The 18,839-nt window shown below is 49.2% G+C and carries 15 protein-coding genes, 1 tRNA gene and 2 pseudogenes; 11 read left to right on the forward strand and 7 right to left on the reverse strand.

What is annotated here, in order from left to right; genetic code table 11:
- Positions 1–82 precede the first annotated feature (82 nt).
- From argS to tgt, 5 genes are all read right to left on the reverse strand, one after another.
- Positions 83–1,801 (reverse strand): arginine--tRNA ligase, encoded by a 1,719-nt coding sequence (argS, locus tag MON40_RS04695; RefSeq protein WP_003779214.1) that lies wholly within the window; start codon positions 1,799–1,801, stop codon positions 83–85.
- A 165-nt stretch (positions 1,802–1,966) separates the two neighbouring features.
- Positions 1,967–2,497 (reverse strand): cold-shock protein, encoded by a 531-nt coding sequence (locus tag MON40_RS04700; protein ID WP_003779218.1) that lies wholly within the window; start codon positions 2,495–2,497, stop codon positions 1,967–1,969.
- Positions 2,498–2,702: 205 nt separating this feature from the next.
- Positions 2,703–3,440: a toxin-antitoxin system YwqK family antitoxin gene (locus tag MON40_RS04705; protein WP_003757777.1), complete on the reverse strand. Its 738-nt coding sequence runs from the start codon at positions 3,438–3,440 to the stop codon at positions 2,703–2,705.
- Positions 3,441–3,890: 450 nt separating this feature from the next.
- The gene (prmB, locus tag MON40_RS04715) at positions 3,891–4,790 is read right to left on the reverse strand and encodes a 50S ribosomal protein L3 N(5)-glutamine methyltransferase (protein WP_003779221.1); all 900 of its coding nucleotides are present in this window, start codon (positions 4,788–4,790) and stop codon (positions 3,891–3,893) included.
- A 115-nt stretch (positions 4,791–4,905) separates the two neighbouring features.
- The gene (gene tgt, locus MON40_RS04720; RefSeq protein WP_003779222.1) at positions 4,906–6,021 is read right to left on the reverse strand and encodes a tRNA guanosine(34) transglycosylase Tgt; all 1,116 of its coding nucleotides are present in this window, start codon (positions 6,019–6,021) and stop codon (positions 4,906–4,908) included.
- A 255-nt stretch (positions 6,022–6,276) separates the two neighbouring features.
- Here tgt and MON40_RS04725 point away from each other — a divergent pair.
- From MON40_RS04725 to MON40_RS04775, 11 genes and pseudogenes are all read left to right on the forward strand, one after another.
- A tRNA-Val gene (locus MON40_RS04725) sits at positions 6,277–6,353 on the forward strand.
- A 54-nt stretch (positions 6,354–6,407) separates the two neighbouring features.
- Entirely contained in the window at positions 6,408–8,321 is a 1,914-nt protein-coding gene (thrS, locus tag MON40_RS04730) for a threonine--tRNA ligase (protein ID WP_003779225.1), read from the forward strand.
- Positions 8,322–8,338: 17 nt separating this feature from the next.
- The gene (gene infC, locus MON40_RS04735) at positions 8,339–8,860 is read left to right on the forward strand and encodes a translation initiation factor IF-3 (RefSeq protein ID WP_094112936.1); all 522 of its coding nucleotides are present in this window, start codon (positions 8,339–8,341) and stop codon (positions 8,858–8,860) included.
- Between the two features lie 146 nt (positions 8,861–9,006).
- Positions 9,007–9,204, forward strand: coding sequence for a 50S ribosomal protein L35 (gene rpmI, locus MON40_RS04740; RefSeq protein ID WP_002232040.1), 198 nt, complete (start codon positions 9,007–9,009; stop codon positions 9,202–9,204).
- Between the two features lie 12 nt (positions 9,205–9,216).
- Positions 9,217–9,576 (forward strand): 50S ribosomal protein L20, encoded by a 360-nt coding sequence (rplT, locus tag MON40_RS04745; protein WP_002214103.1) that lies wholly within the window; start codon positions 9,217–9,219, stop codon positions 9,574–9,576.
- Positions 9,577–9,822: 246 nt separating this feature from the next.
- Positions 9,823–10,812, forward strand: a pseudogene (pheS, locus tag MON40_RS04750) (phenylalanine--tRNA ligase subunit alpha); the annotation flags it as partial.
- A 66-nt stretch (positions 10,813–10,878) separates the two neighbouring features.
- Positions 10,879–11,034, forward strand: a pseudogene (locus MON40_RS04755) (hypothetical protein); the annotation flags it as partial.
- Positions 11,035–11,215: 181 nt separating this feature from the next.
- Positions 11,216–11,521 carry a hypothetical protein gene (locus tag MON40_RS04760; protein ID WP_003779235.1) on the forward strand — a complete coding sequence of 102 codons (306 nt, stop codon included), beginning with the start codon at positions 11,216–11,218 and terminating at the stop codon, positions 11,519–11,521.
- Positions 11,522–11,655: 134 nt separating this feature from the next.
- Positions 11,656–14,019, forward strand: a complete 2,364-nt coding sequence (gene pheT / locus MON40_RS04765) for a phenylalanine--tRNA ligase subunit beta (protein ID WP_003779236.1) — start codon at positions 11,656–11,658, stop codon at positions 14,017–14,019.
- A 73-nt stretch (positions 14,020–14,092) separates the two neighbouring features.
- Positions 14,093–14,395, forward strand: a complete 303-nt coding sequence (locus MON40_RS04770) for an integration host factor subunit alpha (protein ID WP_003675494.1) — start codon at positions 14,093–14,095, stop codon at positions 14,393–14,395.
- Positions 14,379–14,693: a hypothetical protein gene (locus MON40_RS04775; protein WP_003757803.1), complete on the forward strand. Its 315-nt coding sequence runs from the start codon at positions 14,379–14,381 to the stop codon at positions 14,691–14,693. The genes MON40_RS04770 and MON40_RS04775 overlap by 17 nt, the downstream gene beginning before the upstream one ends.
- 384 nt (positions 14,694–15,077) lie before the next feature.
- Here the strand turns inward: MON40_RS04775 and MON40_RS04780 are convergent, their stop codons facing one another.
- A complete protein-coding gene (locus MON40_RS04780; RefSeq protein ID WP_242926001.1) occupies positions 15,078–16,085 on the reverse strand; it encodes an IS5 family transposase in 1,008 nt (335 codons plus the stop codon).
- 1,149 nt (positions 16,086–17,234) lie between these two features.
- Positions 17,235–18,671 carry an NAD-dependent succinate-semialdehyde dehydrogenase gene (locus tag MON40_RS04785; RefSeq protein ID WP_039863136.1) on the reverse strand — a complete coding sequence of 479 codons (1,437 nt, stop codon included), beginning with the start codon at positions 18,669–18,671 and terminating at the stop codon, positions 17,235–17,237.
- Between the last annotated feature and the right edge of the window lie 168 nt (positions 18,672–18,839).

Genomic DNA, 18,839 nt, shown 5'->3' on the forward strand with positions numbered 1-18,839 from the left:
ACAGTATAGCGTAAGGGGCAAAGAAGAGAAAAAGGTCGTCTGAAAATCCGTTTTCAGACGACCTTGGCTATGGGGAAATGCCTTACATCACATCCAACACATCAATGCCCAGCAAATCCAAGCCTTGTTTCAGCGTGTCGCCGGTGAGCTTCGCCAGTTGCAGGCGGCTGTTGCGGGTTGCGCCTTCGGCTTTGAGTATCGGGCAGGCTTCGTAAAAGCGGCTGAACAGGGTGGCGGTTTGGTAGAGGTAGGCGGCGAGGTAGTGCGGATACGCCGTGTCCGCCACGCTTTGCAGCACGTCTTCGAATTTCAGAAGCTCGGCGGCAAGCTGTTTTTCCAGCGGTTCGGTCAAAACGGTTGGCGCGGTTGCGTCCCATTCGCCTGCTTTGCGCAACACGCTTTGCACGCGGGTGTAGGCGTATTGCAGGTAGGGGGCGGTGTTGCCTTCAAACGAGAGCATGGCGTCCCAGTCGAACACATAATCGCTGGTGCGGTTTTTGCTCAAATCGGCGTATTTGACCGCGCCGATGCCGACGGTTTTGCCGATTTTAGCGGCTTCGTCCGCGCCCAATTCGGGATTTTTTTCTTTCACCAAAGCAGTGGCGCGTTCGACGGCTTCGGTCAGCAGGTCAACCAGTTTCACGGTATCGCCGCTGCGCGTTTTGAACGGTTTGCCGTCTTTGCCCATCATGGTGCCGAAGCCGATAAACTCAGCTTTTGCATCTTCCGGCAGATAGCCTGCTTTACGGGAAGTGGTGAAAAGTTGTTCGAAGTGCAGGGCTTGGCGGTGGTCGACGACGTAGAGCAGGCGGTCGGCTTTCAGACGACCTATGCGGTAGCGCAGGCACGCCAAATCGGTGGAGGCGTAAAGGAAGCCGCCGCCTTGTTTTTGCACGATAAACGCGGCGGGTTCACCTTCTTTGTTTTTGAACTCGTCCAAGAACACGACTTTCGCGCCGTCGTCTTCGACCGCCAGACCTTTTTGAACCAAATCATCGACCACGGGCTGCAAATCGTCGTTGTATTTCGATTCTCCCGCCACGTCCTCAGGACGCAGTTTCAAGCCCAGCGTGTCGTAAACGGCTTGGGCGTGCGAGAGCGAAATATCGACAAACTGTTTCCACAACGCCAACACGGTTTCATCGCCGCCTTGCAGCTTCACAACGTATTCGCGCGCGGTGTCGGCAAAGGCGGGGTCTTCGTCAAAGCGCACTTTGGCGGCGCGGTAAAACTGCTCCAAATCCGCCAACTCAAACGCGGCATTATCTTTTTGCTGCTCAACCAAATAAGCAACCAACATGCCGAATTGCGTACCCCAGTCGCCGACGTGGTTTTGGCGGATGACGGTGTTGCCCATAAATTCCAACACGCGCGAAATACTGTCGCCGATGATGCTGGAACGCAGGTGGCCGACGTGCATTTCTTTTGCCAGATTGGGCGAGGAATAGTCGATAACGACGGTTTGCGGTTTGTCGGTTTTTGCTATGCCGAAACGCGCATCGTTCAAAGCCGCGTGAATGTTTTGGGCGAGAAATTCGGGGCGCAGGCGCAGGTTGATGAAACCCGGGCCGGCCACTTCCGCGCTTTCAATCACGGCGTTGCCCGCCAATGCTTCGGCCACCTTTTGCGCCAATTCGCGCGGATTTTGTTTGGCTTTTTTCGCCGCACCCATCACGCCGTTGATTTGGAAATCGCCGTGTTCGGCGTTTTTGGTCAGCTGCAAGACAACAGGGCTGTCGGCGATGCCTGCGGCGGCAAAGGCAGCAGCGGCTTCGCGTTCGACGGTTTGATGTAGGTTCATGAAGTTCGGTCTCTCGGTTAAATTCAAATCAGGCGGTATTTTAAAAGAATTTGGGGTGTTGAAACAGGGCTAAGGTGAAAGGTCGTCTGAAAACCTTGGATTTGGGTTTTCAGACGACCTTTTGCATGAAGTTGGTTCTGCTCGGTTTTGATTGTTACGCAGCCATTATTTTTCTTCTTTGGAGGAGCTGTTGCGGGCGGCTTTGCCGTTGTCGGGTTTTGTTTGTTTTTGAGTTTTGCGGTTGTTTACCGCATCCAACCATTCTTCGCGTTCGGCTTTTATTTTGGCTGCAACTTCTTCCACCATCGTCTTCGGCGGCGCGGCTGCTGCCGCTTGCGCCTGTTGCTGGTATTTCTGCCAGTAATCCCAGCCAAACCATCCGCCGGCGGCAAGCAGGGCGATGATGGGGATAATCAGCAAGAGCTTGGAAAAGGTTTTTTTATACGGCTCAGGTTCGGTGTCGAAAAAGTCGAATTCATCGACACAGTCAAGGGAGAAGCAGATATTTTCGGCTTCGTCGCGTCCGCGTCTGCCTTTGACGATGTCGAATGAGACGCGTTGGCCTTCGGCAGGCGGACGTGTCAGTGTGGTAAAGGCGGAAAGCGGGGCGAATACTTCTGTACCCATGCTTTCTTCGCGGATGGCTCCAAATTGGCGGTTGTCATTCCAGCGTGTAATCGTACCGTAATAGCGCATAGTTTTATGTAATTTGAATAGTTGTTGTTTGGGTTGTATTTTAAACGAAATCTGTAAAGGAACAAGGGGAGCGGTTGATATTTAAATGTAAATTCTATGACATTAGGGACGGCAGGTTTCAGATGACCTCTGTCAGGCCGGCATGATTTGGTAGGGGTAGTGATGTTTTAAACAAAAAAAGGAAACATATCGTTTCCCTTTTCTGTTATTCAATAACGTAACCTTCTTTGTCCCAATTTGTCTTTTTCACTATTTGGTCGTTGGCGTAAACTGTTTCGGACTTTTTGGCTCCGTCGTCATACCATTCCAGAACAACGCCGTTGCGTTTGCCGTTGGTAATGGTAATTTCAGAAAGGGCGCGGCCGTTTTCGTCCCAACTCATGATTTCGGTCGGTTTGTCGTTGACCATGGTCATTTCGGTTTTCGGGCTGCCGTTGGGATACCATTGCTTCCAGTAGCCGTTTGCCTTGTCGTGTTTGAACTGGATTTCGCTTTCTTTCGTGCCGTTGCGGTAATAGCGTGAGCCGACGCCTTCGCTCAAGCCGTTCAGATAGGGCATGACTGCCGATTTTTTACCGTTGGGGTACCAGTTGGTCCATTCGCCGTTCGGCTTGCCGTTGCGGTAGCTGCCGATCATTTTCTTTTGCCCGTTGAAATGCCAGAGTGTCAAAGTACCGTTGTTGAGGACGGGAACGAAGGTTTTGATCTGCGCCGCCGGTATTTCATACGGGTCGGAATATTTTTTCATGGACGGATAGTAAAAGTCCTGCACTTGCGCTACGCCGGATTCGACGGTGTATTGGCGGACGTAAGCTACCGATGACATTGTCGCGGTAATTTTGCCGTTTTGATTGAAATAAACGGAGTGGGTTTGTGCCGAAGCTTGAAGTGACGCGCCAAGCAGGATGCAGGCGGTCAGGCTGTTTGTCCAAAAGTGGTTCATTGTCTGATTGTTCCGATGTGGCGGAGATGTAAATAATAGGTATTTAGTTGAGTTGTCAAGTCGATAATATTTGAATAAAGCATATTCCGGCTGTTATTCGTCATTATAATCCATCAGGTCATGCGGGTTAAATATAATATTTTTATGAATGCTTGTTGAAATACAGACAATAAATATAAGAAATGGTTCCGATTGGAATATTGATTTTGTGTGTAGGGAGGTCGTCTGAAAACAGATTAAACGGATATGTTCAACGTTAATAATATAGTGGATTAACTTTAAACCAGGACGGCGTTGCCTTGCCGTACTATCTGTACTGTCCGCGGCTTCGTCGCCTTGTCCTGATTTAAATTTAATCCACTATAATGGTTTGGGGCGAGCGCAATCATGAAAATACGGCCGAAAACCTATATGCAGAAGATTTTCGACCGTATCAAAATCAGCAAGGGATTATTCCAATCCCAGCAATTGTTCGCGGGTCAGCAAGAATACGAATCCGTCGCCGCCGCTGGTTTCCAGCCAAGTGAACGGCAATTCGGGATAGGCGGCTTCCAATACGTCGCGGTTGTGTCCGATTTCGACCAGCAGTACGCCTTTGGGATTGAGGTATTTGGCTGCGTGCAGCAGGATTTGGCGGGTGGCGTCCAAACCGTCCTCGCCGCTGCCCAGGGCGAGTTCGGGTTCGTGCAGGTATTCGTCGGGCAACATGTCGACCGATTCGGCATCGACATAAGGCGGGTTGGAAACAATCAGGTCGTATGTGTCTTCCAATCCTTCGAACAAATCGGTGTGAATCAGGTTGATGCGCTCTTCCAATCCATAATCTTCGATGTTGATGGCGGCTACTTCCAGTGCATCCAAGCTCAAATCGACGGCGTCAATTTCAGCGGCGGGGTAGTGGTGTGCCATTTGAATGGCGAGGCAGCCGCTGCCGGTACACAAGTCCAATGCGCGGTGAACCAATTCGGGGTGTTCTATCCATGGGGTGAGGTTGTCGCCGAGCAGCTCGTAAATAAACGAGCGCGGTACGATGACGCGTTCGTCAACATAAAAATCGAAATCGCCTTGCCATGCCTGATGGGTGAGGTAGGCTGCGGGGATGTGTTCGACTGCACGACGTTCCAGTACTGCCAACACTTCTTCTTTCTCGCTTTGCAGCAGCTTGGCATCGAGGTAGGGCTCCAGCGTGTCCAGCGGTAGGTTGAGGGTGTGTAGGATCAGGTAGGCGGCTTCATCGTGCGCGTTGTCCGAGCCGTGCCCGAAAAACAAACCGGCATCGTTGAAACGGCTGACGGCGAAACGCAGGATATCGCGGACGGTGGTCAATTCTTGGGCTGCTTGGGTAAACATATCGCACTCTCAAATAATGTAAATTAATGTTTGCATTATAACAGCAAGGTCGTCTGAAAACGGTGTTTGCTTGAATATAACGTTTTCAGACGACCTCGATAAGCATGGTTCAATCTCAATCTATCCCGCGGGCGCGGTTTTCATGGAATTGAGCCTGCCAATCGGCAAATTTTCCTTGCTCGATGGCTTCGCGCATTTCTGCCATGATGACTTGGTAGAAATGCAGGTTGTGGATGGTGTTGAGTTGCGCGCCCAAGATTTCGCCGGCGCGGTGCAGGTGGTGCAGGTAGGCGCGGCTGAAGTTTTGGCAGGCGTAGCAGGTGCAGCTTTCGTCTATCGGGCGCTTGTCTAGCTTGTGTTTGGCGTTTTTGATTTTCAAATCGCCGAAACGGGTGAACAGCCAGCCGTTGCGGGCGTTGCGGGTGGGCATGACGCAGTCGAACATGTCCACGCCGTGCGCCACGCCGTACACCAAGTCTTCCGGTGTGCCGACGCCCATCAGGTAATGCGGTTTGTGTTCGGGCAGCATCGGTCCGACGGCGCGCAGCATGCGGTACATTTCGGGTTTGGGTTCGCCGACGGACAGGCCGCCGATGGCAAGGCCGGGGAAGTCGAATTGTTCCAAGCCGTGCAGCGATTCTTCGCGCAAATCTTCATACATCGCGCCTTGCACGATGCCGAATAGGGCATTTGGGTTCTTCAAATCTTCAAAGGCTTTTTTGCTGCGTTCAGCCCAGCGTAGGCTCATTTGCAGGGATTTTTGCGCTTGTTCGTGCGTCGCTTCGCCCGGTGTGCATTCGTCCAACTGCATCACGATGTCAGAGTTGAGTACGGTCTGGATTTTCATGGAGATTTCGGGCGAGAGGAAGAGTCTGTCTCCGTTAATCGGGCTTTGGAAGGTGCAACCTTCTTCGGTAAGTTTGCGCATATCGGAGAGCGAGAAAACCTGAAAACCGCCCGAGTCGGTCAAGATGGGTTTGTTCCAGCCGATAAATTCGTGCAGACCGCCGAATTGTTCGATGACTTCTAAACCGGGGCGCAGCCATAAATGGTAAGTGTTGCCCAAAATAATTTGTGCCTTGATATCGTGCAGGTTTTGCGGATTCATCGCCTTAACCGAGCCGTAAGTGCCGACCGGCATAAATACGGGCGTTTCGATTTTGCCGTGGTTCAGTTCCAGCGTGCCGCGTCGGGCATGACCGTCTTTTTTATGTAAGGTAAATTTGAGCATAGGTTGTATCTATAAATGTAGAAAACGGCGTGTGAAGCCGCCGTGCAGTCAAACGATTGAGGTAAAACGCGATTATAAAGGATTTTCATCGCAATAGCGGTGTTTGAATATTTCAGACGACCTTATTCGTATCGAGATGTTCACTGTTGAAAATGTTTCAAAAAAATCACAATGTTCCGATAATGTCGTCTGAAACCTCGTTTTCATGCTTGCCATTGCGTCAAAATATCGTCTATAATCCGAACCCTGTTAAACAGGCACGTAGCTCAGTTGGTTAGAGCACCACCTTGACATGGTGGGGGTCGTTGGTTCGAATCCAATCGTGCCTACCAAATTTCCCAAACGGCATTTATGCCGTTATTTTTTAATGTTTTGGAGCTTTTTTGATGTTGAACATTACCTTGCCGGACGGCTCAGTCCGCCAGTACGAATCGCCCGTTACCGTGGCACAGATTGCCGCGTCTATCGGAGCAGGTTTGGCGAAGGCGACGGTGGCGGGTAAGGTAAACGGCAAATTGGTCGATGCGTGCGATCCGATTACCGAAGATTCAACCGTCCAAATCATTACCCCGAAAGACCAAGAAGGCGTTGAAATCATCCGCCACTCTTGCGCCCACCTTGTCGGTCATGCAGTCAAACAGCTCTATCCTAATGCAAAAATGGTTATCGGCCCCGTCATTGAAGAGGGCTTTTATTACGATATCGCAACGGAAAAACCGTTTACGCCTGAAGATGTCGCTGCCATCGAAGCGCGCATGAAAGAATTGATTGCACAAGATTATGATGTAATCAAAATCATGACTCCGCGTGCTGAAACCATCAAAATTTTCCAAGATCGCGGCGAAGAATATAAACTGCGCCTGATTGAAGATATGCCCGAAGTTGAAGCAATGGGTATGTATCATCATCAGGAATATGTCGATATGTGCCGCGGTCCGCACGTTCCGAACACCCGCTTCCTGAAGAACTTCAAGCTGACCAAGCTGGCAGGCGCATATTGGCGCGGCGACAGCAATAATGAAATGCTGCAACGTATTTATGGCACTGCTTGGGCGACGAAAGACGAATTAAAAGACTATATCCAACGCATTGAAGAAGCAGAAAAACGTGACCACCGCAAATTGGGCAAGCAACTGGATTTGTTCCACTTGCAGGACGAAGCGCCGGGTATGGTGTTTTGGCATCCCAAAGGTTGGGCTTTGTGGCAGACTATCGAGCAGCATATGCGTAAAGAGCTGAATGCCGCTGGTTACAAGGAAGTTAAAACCCCCCAAATCATGGATAAAACCTTTTGGGAAAAATCCGGTCACTGGGATAACTACAAAGACAATATGTTCGTAACCAGTTCGGAAAAGCGCGAATACGCGGTTAAACCGATGAACTGTCCGGGACATGTTCAGATTTTCAATAACGGTCTGCGCTCGTACCGCGATTTGCCAATGCGTTTAGCAGAATTTGGTTCTTGCCATCGCAACGAGCCGAGCGGTGCATTACATGGACTGATGCGTGTCCGCGGTTTTGTACAAGACGATGCGCATATTTTCTGTACCGAAGATCAAATCGTCAGCGAAGCGCGGGCATTCAATGAATTGCTGGTTCGTATTTACAAGCAATTCGGTTTCCATGATGTGTCCGTCAAACTTTCACTGCGTCCTGAGAAGCGCGCCGGTTCAGACGACGTGTGGGATAAGGCAGAACAAGGTCTGCGCGAAGCATTGACTGCTTGCGGCGTGGAATGGGATGAGTTGCCGGGTGAAGGCGCGTTCTACGGACCTAAAATCGAATATCACGTCAAAGACGCATTGGGACGTTCTTGGCAGTGTGGTACGCTGCAACTGGACTTTGTATTGCCGGAACGTTTGGATGCAGAATATGTAACCGAAAACAATGACCGCGCCCGTCCGGTAATGTTGCACCGCGCCATTTTGGGTTCTTTGGAACGATTTATCGGTATTTTGATTGAAAACCATGCAGGTTCTTTCCCGCTATGGTTGGCGCCGGTTCAAATGGTGATTATGAATATCACCGAAAATCAAGCGGATTACTGCCGTGAAGTGGCTGCCAAATTGCAGGCTGCAGGCTTTCGTGTGGAGCTGGATTTGCGTAACGAAAAAATCGGTTACAAAATTCGGGATAACAGCCAATACCGCTTCCCTTATCAAATCGTTGTCGGTGATAAAGAGAAGCAAGAAAACAAAGTGGCCGTGCGCCGCAAAGCAGAAGACTTGGGTTCTTTGGATTTGGATGATTTCATTGCACAACTGCAGCAAGAAATCTCAGACGCCCTCGTCAACCATTAATTTTTATAGGAGTATTCATCATCGCTCAAGAACGCGAAGCACGAATCAATGGCGAAATTACCGCCAAAGAAGTGCGTTTAATCAGTGAGTCAGGCGAACAGCTTGGTGTTGTGTCGGTTCGTGAAGCTTTGGCTATGGCCGAAGAGCAGGATGTGGATTTGGTAGAGATTTCCCCTACTGCCAAACCACCCGTATGCAAACTGATGGATTACGGTAAATATAAATACCAACAAGCCAAGAAACGCGACGAAGCCAAGAAAAACCAGAAGCAGGTACAAATTAAGGAAATCAAATTCCGTCCGGGTACCGATGAAGGCGATTATCAAATTAAAATGCGCAACATCAACCGCTTCTTGGCTGACGGCGATAAAGTCAAAGTAACGCTTCGTTTCCGTGGTCGTGAAATGGCTCACCAGCAACTCGGTGCGCAACTTTTAGAGCGCGTAAAAGAGGATTTGGCGGAAGTGGCCCAAATCGAATCCTTCCCTAAAATGGAAGGCCGTCAAATGGTGATGATGATTGCACCGAGGAAAAAATAAAGTTATAATTTTCAGCTTACTCTGATTGCCGCTTCGGAGTAAGCTTTTGATTGGCGGCAAAAACCGTGGCATTTTGGGTTCAAGTGTTTGAAGCCAATGTTTTAAAACCCCCTGATGCCTTATCTAATAACGAATGGAGTTTTCCCATGCCTAAAATGAAAACCAAGTCTAGCGCGAAAAAACGCTTCAAAGTACTGGGTAACGGCGGTGTAAAACGCGCTCATGCGTTCAAACGCCACATCTTGACTAAAAAGACCACTAAAAACAAACGCCAACTTCGCGGTACCTCTATGGTAAACGATCGCGATTTGGCTTCTGTTGCTAAAATGTTACCCTACGCTTAAGGAGTTTAGAATATGCCACGCGTAAAACGCGGTGTAACCGCTCGTGCCCGTCACCAAAAAATCTTCGCGTTAGCCAAAGGCTACCGCGGTCGTCGTAAAAACGTATACCGCGTTGCCAAGCAAGCGGTAATGAAAGCCGGTCAATACGCATACCGTGACCGTCGTCAACGCAAACGCCAATTCCGTCAATTGTGGATTGTTCGTATCAATGCAGGTGCCCGTGAAAATGGTCTGTCTTACAGCAAATTCATGAACGGTCTGAAACGCGCCTCTATCGAAATCGACCGCAAAGTATTGGCTGATTTGGCTGTATTTGATAAAGCCGCTTTTGCACAATTGGTTGAGAAAGCTAAAGCTGCTTTGGCTGCTTAATCCAAAAAATTTAAAAAGGAAGCTACGGCTTCCTTTTTTCTTTGTTTGAATAAAGTCTATGTGATTGATTTTCTTTCTTTAAAGTCTATTTTTTTGAATTGATTTGCGCTAAAATACGCCGATTCTATCAAACGGATTGGCCGTAAACGATAAAAGGTCGTCTGAAAAGTTTGGCAATACCAAACCATACAGGCGACCTCATTGTTTCAGACGACCCATCATCAACCGACAGACGATAAAACCACTATGGAAAATGTAAACCGTATCGTTGCAGAAGGTATTGCCGCAGTAGAAGCTGCGCAAGACTTCAACGCTCTAGAACAAATCAAAGCCCGTTATCTTGGTAAAACCGGCGGATTGACCGGACTTCTGAAAACCTTAGGTCAAATGTCGCCTGAAGAGCGCAAAACCATAGGTGCGCATATCAATGAGTGCAAAAACCAGTTTCAGACGGCCTTTAACAATAAACGCGATGCCCTCAACGAAGCCAAACTTCAAGCCCAGCTTGCCGCCGAAGCACTCGATATTACCCTGCCTGGACGCGCGCAGGAAAATGGCGGTCTTCATCCCGTAACTCTGACCTTGCAGCGCGTGGTCGAACTCTTTCACGGCATGGGTTTTGAAGTGGCAGACGGCCCGGAAATCGAAGACGATTTCCACAACTTCCAAGCTCTGAACATTCCCGCAAACCACCCGGCACGCGCCATGCAGGATACGTTCTACGTTGAAAACGGCGATGTTTTGCGCACGCACACTTCCCCGATTCAAATCCGCTATATGCTCGATAAAAAAGAGCCGCCTATCCGCATTATTGCCCCTGGCCGCGTTTACCGCGTGGACAGCGATGCTACGCACTCGCCCATGTTCCATCAAGCTGAAGGTCTGTGGGTAGAAGAAGGCGTAACCTTCGCCGATTTGAAAGTCGTGTTTACCGACTTTATCCGCCGCTTTTTCGAACGCGATGATTTGCAAGTGCGTTTCCGTCCGTCTTTCTTCCCGTTCACCGAACCGTCCGCCGAAATTGACATCATGGGCGAAAACGGCAAATGGCTGGAAGTCGGCGGCTGCGGCATGGTGCATCCCAACGTTTTGAAAAACGTGAATATCGATCCTGAAAAATACACCGGTTTCGCCTTCGGTATCGGCCTCGACCGTTTCGCTATGTTGCGTTACAACGTGAACGATTTGCGGCTGTTTTTCGATAACGATTTAAGTGTATTAAGCCAATTTTCTCGAAATAAACGAAAAACTTGGAAAGAAGCAATTTCCGATCTTATAAAACAATTACCTACAGAGTTTACTCTTGATAGTCTCTATAAATATAAACAAGACTTATCAGAACTGTTTCTAAGAAATGAACATATTGAAGAAAAAATTAGGCAAACAGTTCAGATTCTTGAAAAAAATGGTGATATAGAACGTCTTGATAGAGGGTATTACAGAAAGATCAGAGTATAAGGGGGATTGCTTGTGCACATGTGTTTTATAATTTTAGATAGTTAATGATACATATGCTAAACAACGTGAATGATTTGCGGCTGTTTTTTGATAACGATTTGAATTTTTTGAAGCAGTTTGCGAAATGATTGTGCAGGCTGCCTAAAAATAAAAAAGCGCCTGCACCGCAGAAAGCTAAATCATGAAACGCTATGTCGCCCCATCCATTTGCTATGCGTTTGCTGTTACGCTGTGGCTGCTGTCCATCTATTGCGAAAATCGCTCTTTGGCGTTGGCTGATTTGAAAACTCTGACCGGCGACGATGTGGAAGGTGCAATAAGATGGTCGAATTACGGATTTGGCGCATTTGCCGTATCCTGTTTTGCCACCGCGATCGGCAGTTGGTTGATGCCGTGGTTTAAAAGCTGGGAGCGTGTGGCGTTTGCAGTGAGTGTCACCTTAGGCTATACCTTGTTGGCGTGGTTCGTAACAATATTATTGATTTGATTGCATAAGGTGTGAAAAGGCTACCTGAAAGCAACAGCTTCAATAAAGTGAAAAAGCAGACTACACGCCAACATAAACAGGTCGTCTGAAAATAAAATCTGATAAAAAGTTAATTAGTTGATTGAGAACATAACATGCAATTCTCCTACTCATGGCTGAAAACCCAAGCCGATACCGAACTTTCCGCCGATAAGCTGGAACATTTGTTAACCATGTCCGGCTTGGAAGTGGAAGAGGCCGAGACTGCCGCCCCTGCGTTTACAGGCGTGGTAATTGCTGAAGTGAAATCCGTTGAAAAACATCCTGATGCCGACCGTTTGAACGTTACCCAAGTCGATGCGGGGACGGGCGAGTTGGTACAGATTGTGTGCGGTGCGCCGAATGTGAAAGCGGGCATCAAAGTGCCGTGTTCGCTGCCGGGCGCGGTGTTGCCGGGCAATTTCAAAATCAAGCCGACCAAGATGCGCGGCGTGGTGTCGAACGGGATGTTGTGTTCCACCGATGAACTCGGTCTGCCTGACGACGGTGTGAACGGCCTGCACATTCTGCCGCAAGACGCTCCCGTCGGTGCAAACATCCGTGAATATTTGGATTTGGATGATACGGTGTTCACGCTGAAAATCACGCCGAACCGTGCCGACTGCCTGAGCATCAAAGGCATTGCGCGTGAAGTGTCCGCATTGACGGGTTGCGCGTTCAAGCAGCCTGCAATCCATCCCGTGTCAATCACGGGTAGCCGCAAACAGCCCGTGCAGATTGATGCGCCTGCCGATTGCGGCCGCTTTATCAGCCGCGTGATTGAAAACGTGAACGCGCGCGCCGCCACGCCGGATTGGATGAAGCAGCGTTTGGAGCGCAGCGGCATCCGCAGTATTTCCGCGCTGGTGGACATTGGCAATTATGTGATGTTGGAAATCGGTCAGCCGATGCATGTTTTTGATGCCGACAAACTTTCAGGCAGCCTGCACATCCGCCGTGCGTGTGAAGGTGAAACGCTGGAATGCCTGAACGAGAAAACCGTGTCTCTGTCTGAAAACACGCTGGTAGTGGCCGATGAAAAAGGCGCGTTGAGCTTGGCGGGTCTGATGGGCGGCACGGCAAGCGCGGTTTCAGACGACACACAAAATATCGTGCTGGAAGCGGCTTGGTTTGCGCCTGAAATCATCGCCGGCAAATCGCGCCAGTACGGTTTTGGCTCGGATTCGTCGTTCCGCTTTGAGCGCGGCGTGGATTACCGTTTGCAGGCTGACGCCATCGAACGCGCTACCGAATTGGTTTTGCAAATCTGCGGTGGTGCGGCGGGCGAAATGGTGGAAGCGTTGGGCGAATTGCCTGAAACCAAGCAGGTCGAATTGCGTTTGGGTCGTCTGAAAACCGTGTTGGGCGTGGACATTTCCGCCGAACAGGTGGAAACCATTTTGCAGCACTTGGGCTTGCAGCCTGAAAAAACGGCGGAAGGCTTCCGCGTTACCGCGCCAAGCTTCCGTTTCGACATCGAAATCGAAGCTGATTTGATTGAAGAAATCGGCCGCGTGTACGGCTATGAAAACATCCCCGATGATTACACGTCAGGCCGTCTGAAAATGCTGGCGCTGCCCGAAACACGTCGTCCGCGTTTTGCCGTTTATAACGAAATGGCGGCACGCGGCTACCGCGAAGTGGTCAGCTACGCCTTTGTCGATGAACAGTGGGAACACGATTTTGCCGCCAACGCCGACCCCATCCGCCTGCAAAACCCGCTGGCGGCGCAATATGCCGTGATGCGTTCCACGCTCATCGGCGGTTTGGTGGAAATTCTGCAAAACAACCTGAACCGCAAGCAAAACCGCGTGCGCGTGTTTGAAATCGCCCGCGTGTTCAGCAAAGGTTCAGACGGCCAGTTTGTACAAAACGAACGCATCGGCGGCCTGTGGTACGGCGCGGCGATGCCCGAGCAATGGGGCGAGAAAACGCGCAACGCGGATTTTTACGACATCAAGGCGGATGTGGAAAATCTGTTGAAAAACAAAGCGGTTGAGTTCGTTAAAACCGAACATCCCGCCCTGCATCCCGGCCGCGCCGCCAATATCGTTTCAGACGGCCAAGTCATCGGCTTTGTCGGCGAATTGCATCCGAAGTGGCTGCAAAAATACGACTTGCCGCAAGCACCGCTAGTATTTGAAATCGACATGGCAGCGGTGTTGGAGCGCGAAAAAACGCGTTATCAGACAGTATCGAAATTTCAGCCGGTGCGCAGGGATTTGGCGTTTGTGATGCCTGAAACCATGACCCATGATGATTTGTTGGCCGCTTTGAAAGGCGCGGCAAACAAGTTGGTACAGGAAATCAGCGTGTTTGACGTGTATCGCGGCACGGGCCTGCCTGAAGGGATGAAGAGCATGGCGGTCAAAGTGATTTTGCAGGATATGGAAAACACGCTGACGGATGAAACAGTCGAGCCGGTTATCGGAAAACTGATTGACGCGGCAACTGCTGCGGGAGCGCAACTTCGCAGCTAAAAAATAAATATTCGCTTGAATTTTAAATAGAAATTGGTAATAATCTGCACCTGTTACAACAGAAGGTAATAATATGACATTAACTAAAGCCGAATTGGCCGATATTTTGGTAGATAAAGTCAGCAATGTAACCAAAAACGATGCCAAAGAAATCGTCGAACTCTTTTTTGAAGAAATCCGTAGCACTTTGGCACGCGGCGAAGAAATCAAAATTTCCGGTTTCGGTAATTTTCAGTTGCGCGACAAACCGCAGCGTCCCGGCCGTAATCCGAAAACCGGCGAAGAAGTACCGATTACCGCCCGCCGCGTAGTAACTTTCCATGCCAGCCAAAAACTCAAAGGCATGGTGGAGCATTACTATGACAAACAACGCTAATCCCGTTATTCCTGCAAAACGTTATTTCTCGCTGGACGAAATGTGCGAATTGGTGCAAATCAGCCCGTCACAATTTGCCCAGTGGCAACATGAGAACGGTATCGTTGTCGGTTACGGCGGCGATCGTTACACCCGTTCCGATGTGGTGAAGCTTTTGAAGCTGAAAGATACCTTTGCGCCTTATGTCGACCGCTTCAGTCGTGATTCTTTGGATGCAAACGGTCATCCTGCTGCAAAGGCAGAAGAGGTTAGGGATAGCCTGAATCAAATCTTGGCAGATTTGGAAGCGCATTCATAATCGCCATTTCGTATTTCTGCGAAAAATAAAAAAAACCGACCTTTGAGAGGTTGGTTTTTTTATTGATGATGAAAAGATTAACAATACACTTTTATGCCAATTTGTCAGCCGAAGAAAACGCAAGTGATACGAAGCCGGTCGCGGCTTCAGGAAATTGTTTTTCCAGAGTTTATACTCGATATATAGTGGATTAACTTTAAATCAGGACAAGGCGACGAAGCCGCAGACAGTACAGATAGAGACCTTTGCAAAATTCCTTTTCCCCCAACAGCCAAAACCCAAACACAGGTTTTCGGCTGTTTCCGCCCCAATCACTCCCGATTCTACCCAAATGCCCCCTTAATCCTCCCCGGACGCCTCATAATCAGGCATCCAGGCCACCTTTTAGGCAGCAACAGGCACACTTAGCCTGTTGGCCGCTTTCAACAGGTTCAAACACATCGCTTTCAGATGACTTTGCGCACTCACTTTAATCAGTCCGAAATAGGCTGCCCGGGCGTAGCGGAATTTACGGTGCAGCGTCCCAAAGCTCTGTTCGACCACATAACGGGTCTTCGACAAATATCGGTTACGTTTAGTTTGCACTTCCGTCAGCGGACGGTTGCGGTGGGCTTTGCGCATAATGCCGTCCAGCAACTGATGCTCTTTCAGATGTTGCCGGTTTTCCTTACTGTCATAGCCTTTATCGGCATAGACGGTCGTACCTTTGGCTATACCTTCCAGCAAAGGCGACAGGTGGTTGCACTCATGGGTATTGGCGGGGGTAATGTGCAGTTTCTCGATATAGCCTTCCTCATCGGTACGGGTATGTTGTTTGTAACCGAGTTTGTAGAGGCCGTTTTTCTTTGTCCAGCGGGCATCTTTATCCTTACTCGGTGTGGTTTGGCCGCTGACTTGTCCTTCTTCATCGACTTCTATGGCCTGACGCTGTTTGCTGCCGGCGGTCTGAATAATGGTGGCATCAATGACGGCGGCGGATGCTTTCTCTACTTTTAGGTTTTTTTCGGTCAATTGTCGGTTAATCAATTCCAGCAGTTCGGACAGGGTGTCGTCTTGCGCCAGCCAGTTGCGGTAGCGGCATAAGATGCTGTAATCGGAGATGCTCAGTTCGTCAAAACGGCAAAACAGGTTGAAATCGATGCGGGTGATGAGGCTGTGTTCGAGTTCGGGATCGGAGAGGCTGTGCCATTGTCCGAGCAGGACGGCTTTGAACATGGACAACAGGGGATAGGCGGGACGGCCGCGGTGGTCTCGGAGGTAACGGGTTCTTTGACGGTTCAGATACTGTTCGATCGGTTGCCAATCAATCACCTGATCCAACTTCAATAATGGGAAGCGGTCGATGTGTTTGGCAATCATGGCTTGTGCGGTTTGCTGGAAGAAGGTGCTCATGGAAAATCCCCTAAATGTCTTGATGGGAATTTAGGGGATTTTGGGGAATTTTGCAAAGGTCTCAGATAGTACGGAACCGATTCACTTGGTGCTTCAGCACCTTAGAGAATTGTTCTCTTTGAGCTAAGGCGAGGCAACGTCGTACTGGTTTAAAGTTAATCCACTATATTATCTTCCGTTTTTTCTGTTGCATGAACAATCGAACGGGACGACTGCCATTAGTAAAAAGGTCGTCTGAAAACTTTCAGACGACCTTTGAGAAAGTTAGGTGTCCAATTCAAACTACGCATGTTATGTAAATAACACAGTGCTTTCTTGAAATATGAACAATCCTTTCTTAGGGGAAAGCTGTCTAAACTAAACCTTCAGGTAACCTTAACTCATTCTTTGACTTTTATCTGATAAAATTCTTTCTGGTTCATACTTTCAAACCAGCCTACTGCTCCTCTTACATAATAAGATATTTCAATCTTAATATCCTGCTTAGTTATTGGAGTTCCAGAAATATTCAATTTGTTATACCACATATTGGTAGGTGTTACAGTCAACCCCGAATTCGGAGGATCCATTTCCACATTGAAATGATTGGGATAAGCGCAGCATATTTGGTTCTTAATTCTATGAAATATGGCTTATTTAATTCTGCATCCGGTAATGCCTGAACTTTATGTTTGCCGGCAAAACAACCGGATAATGCTATTACAGTCGAAAAGATAAATACTTTCCTTATCATACTTAAAATAAGCTCCATAATTTACTGATATTTCACAAAGTTCTAAAATTAATTGCTCCAAAGCTGGCTTTTAGAAATTTTTCAGACGACCTTTTTGAAAGTTAGATTTTCAATTCACGTTTATTTTCTCTAAGTAAACAGATTTTAAATTTACTATTTCTTTTAACTTGTTGTATTGGTTAATTATCCTGCCCATTCGCGGCCTACCAACGGACTTTCCCATGCTATCCAGTGAGCCTTAAAGTTTGGTGTCGTTGCCCCAGCAAAATATTTGGCGAACTTATCAGTTGCACGACACGCTAGCCTTGTATCGCGTATTTGTTGATTTCAGCCAATTTTTTCAGAGTGTTGCTACAAAGATAGGGGGAGATTATCTTGTTGAAGTTACGTTTTCAGACGACCTCCTGAGACTAAACTCAATCCGCTACATCGATACACAAATATTTCAATTCCAAATATTCGTCCGCACCGTATTTGCTGCCTTCGCGTCCCAGCCCGCTGCGTTTCACGCCGCCGAACGGTGCCGCTTCATTGCTGATTAAGCCGGTATTGATGCCGACCATGCCGTATTCCAAGGCTTCGCCGACGCGCCATTGGCGGGCGGTATTGGAAGTGAAGAGGTAGGCCGCCAAACCGTATTCCGTATCGTTGGCGGCCGCGATGACTTCGGCTTCGGTTTCAAAGCAGAACACGGGACACAACGGCCCGAAGGTTTCTTCGCGCGCCACCGCCATTTGTGCCGTTACGCCGCTTAAGACGGTCGGTTCGAAAAACGTTCCGCCCAACGCGCTGCGTTTGCCGCCGGTCAGGCAGACCGCGCCTTTTGAGAGCGCGTCGGCGATGTGCTGCTCGACTTTCTCCACCGCTTTTTCCTCAATCAGCGGCCCTTGGTTGACGCCTTCATCCAAGCCGTTGCCCAATTTGAGCGCGGCTACTTTTTCACTTAATTTGCGGCAAAATTCGTCGTAAATGCCGGATTGAGCGTAAACACGGTTGGTGCAGACGCAGGTCTGGCCGCTGTTGCGGAACTTGCTGGCGAGCGCGCCTTCGACGGCTTTGTCCAACTCGGCATCGTCAAACACGATAAACGGCGCGTTGCCGCCCAGTTCCAAACTGAGTTTTTTAATGTCTGCCGCGCTGTCGGCAAAAATTTTCGCGCCGACTTCGGTCGAGCCGGTGAAGCTGATTTTGCGTACGGTTGGGTTCGTGGCAAATTCATGGCTGATTTCCGAAGCACGGCCGCTGACGACGGGGAGCAAATCCTGCGGCACGCCTGCTTCGTAAGCCAATAGCGCCAGCGCATACGCGCTCAGGGGCGTGAGCGACGCAGGTTTGACTATCATCGCGCAGCCAACCGCCAAAGCAGGCGCAGCCTTGCGCGCAATCATCGCGGACGGAAAGTTCCACGGCGTAATCGCGGCGGTAACGCCGACGGGCTGTTTCAACACGACCAGTTTTTGCGACGCTTTCACGCTCGTCAGCACATCGCCGTCAATCCGCCGCGCCTCTTCGGCAAACCAGCGCACAAACGAAGCCGCATAATCAATCTCGCCGCGCGCCTCGGTCAGGCTTTTGCCCTGTTCCATCGTCATGATGCGCGCCAGTTCTTCTTTGTTTTCCTTGATCAAAAAATACCAACGCCACAACACATCGGCGCGTTCCAACGCGGTTTTTGCCGCCCATAATTTTTGTGCAGCCTCCGCCTTTTGAATCAGTAGTTTGAGGTCGTCTGAACGAGTCGTGCGGACAAACGCCAAAGTCTCGCCCGTTGCCGGATTATCGACTTTGATACTGTCTGGAATCGGAAGAAAAGAAATATCGGGATGGTTTAACAATGATGCAAAAGAATTCATGCCTGCCCTCGTGTGTATAGATGATGGATGGAAGTCATTATTCTCTTCATAGGATAAAAGCGCAAACTGCTTGAGCAATTTGAGCCACATGAGAAGAGGAACCCAAAGTAGGTAGCTAAAAAGGTCGTCTGAAAATGTCTTATGGGCTTGGTTAGGACTTTTCGTTTG

Source organism: Neisseria macacae ATCC 33926, assembly GCF_022749495.1.
GTDB lineage: Bacteria > Pseudomonadota > Gammaproteobacteria > Burkholderiales > Neisseriaceae > Neisseria > Neisseria macacae.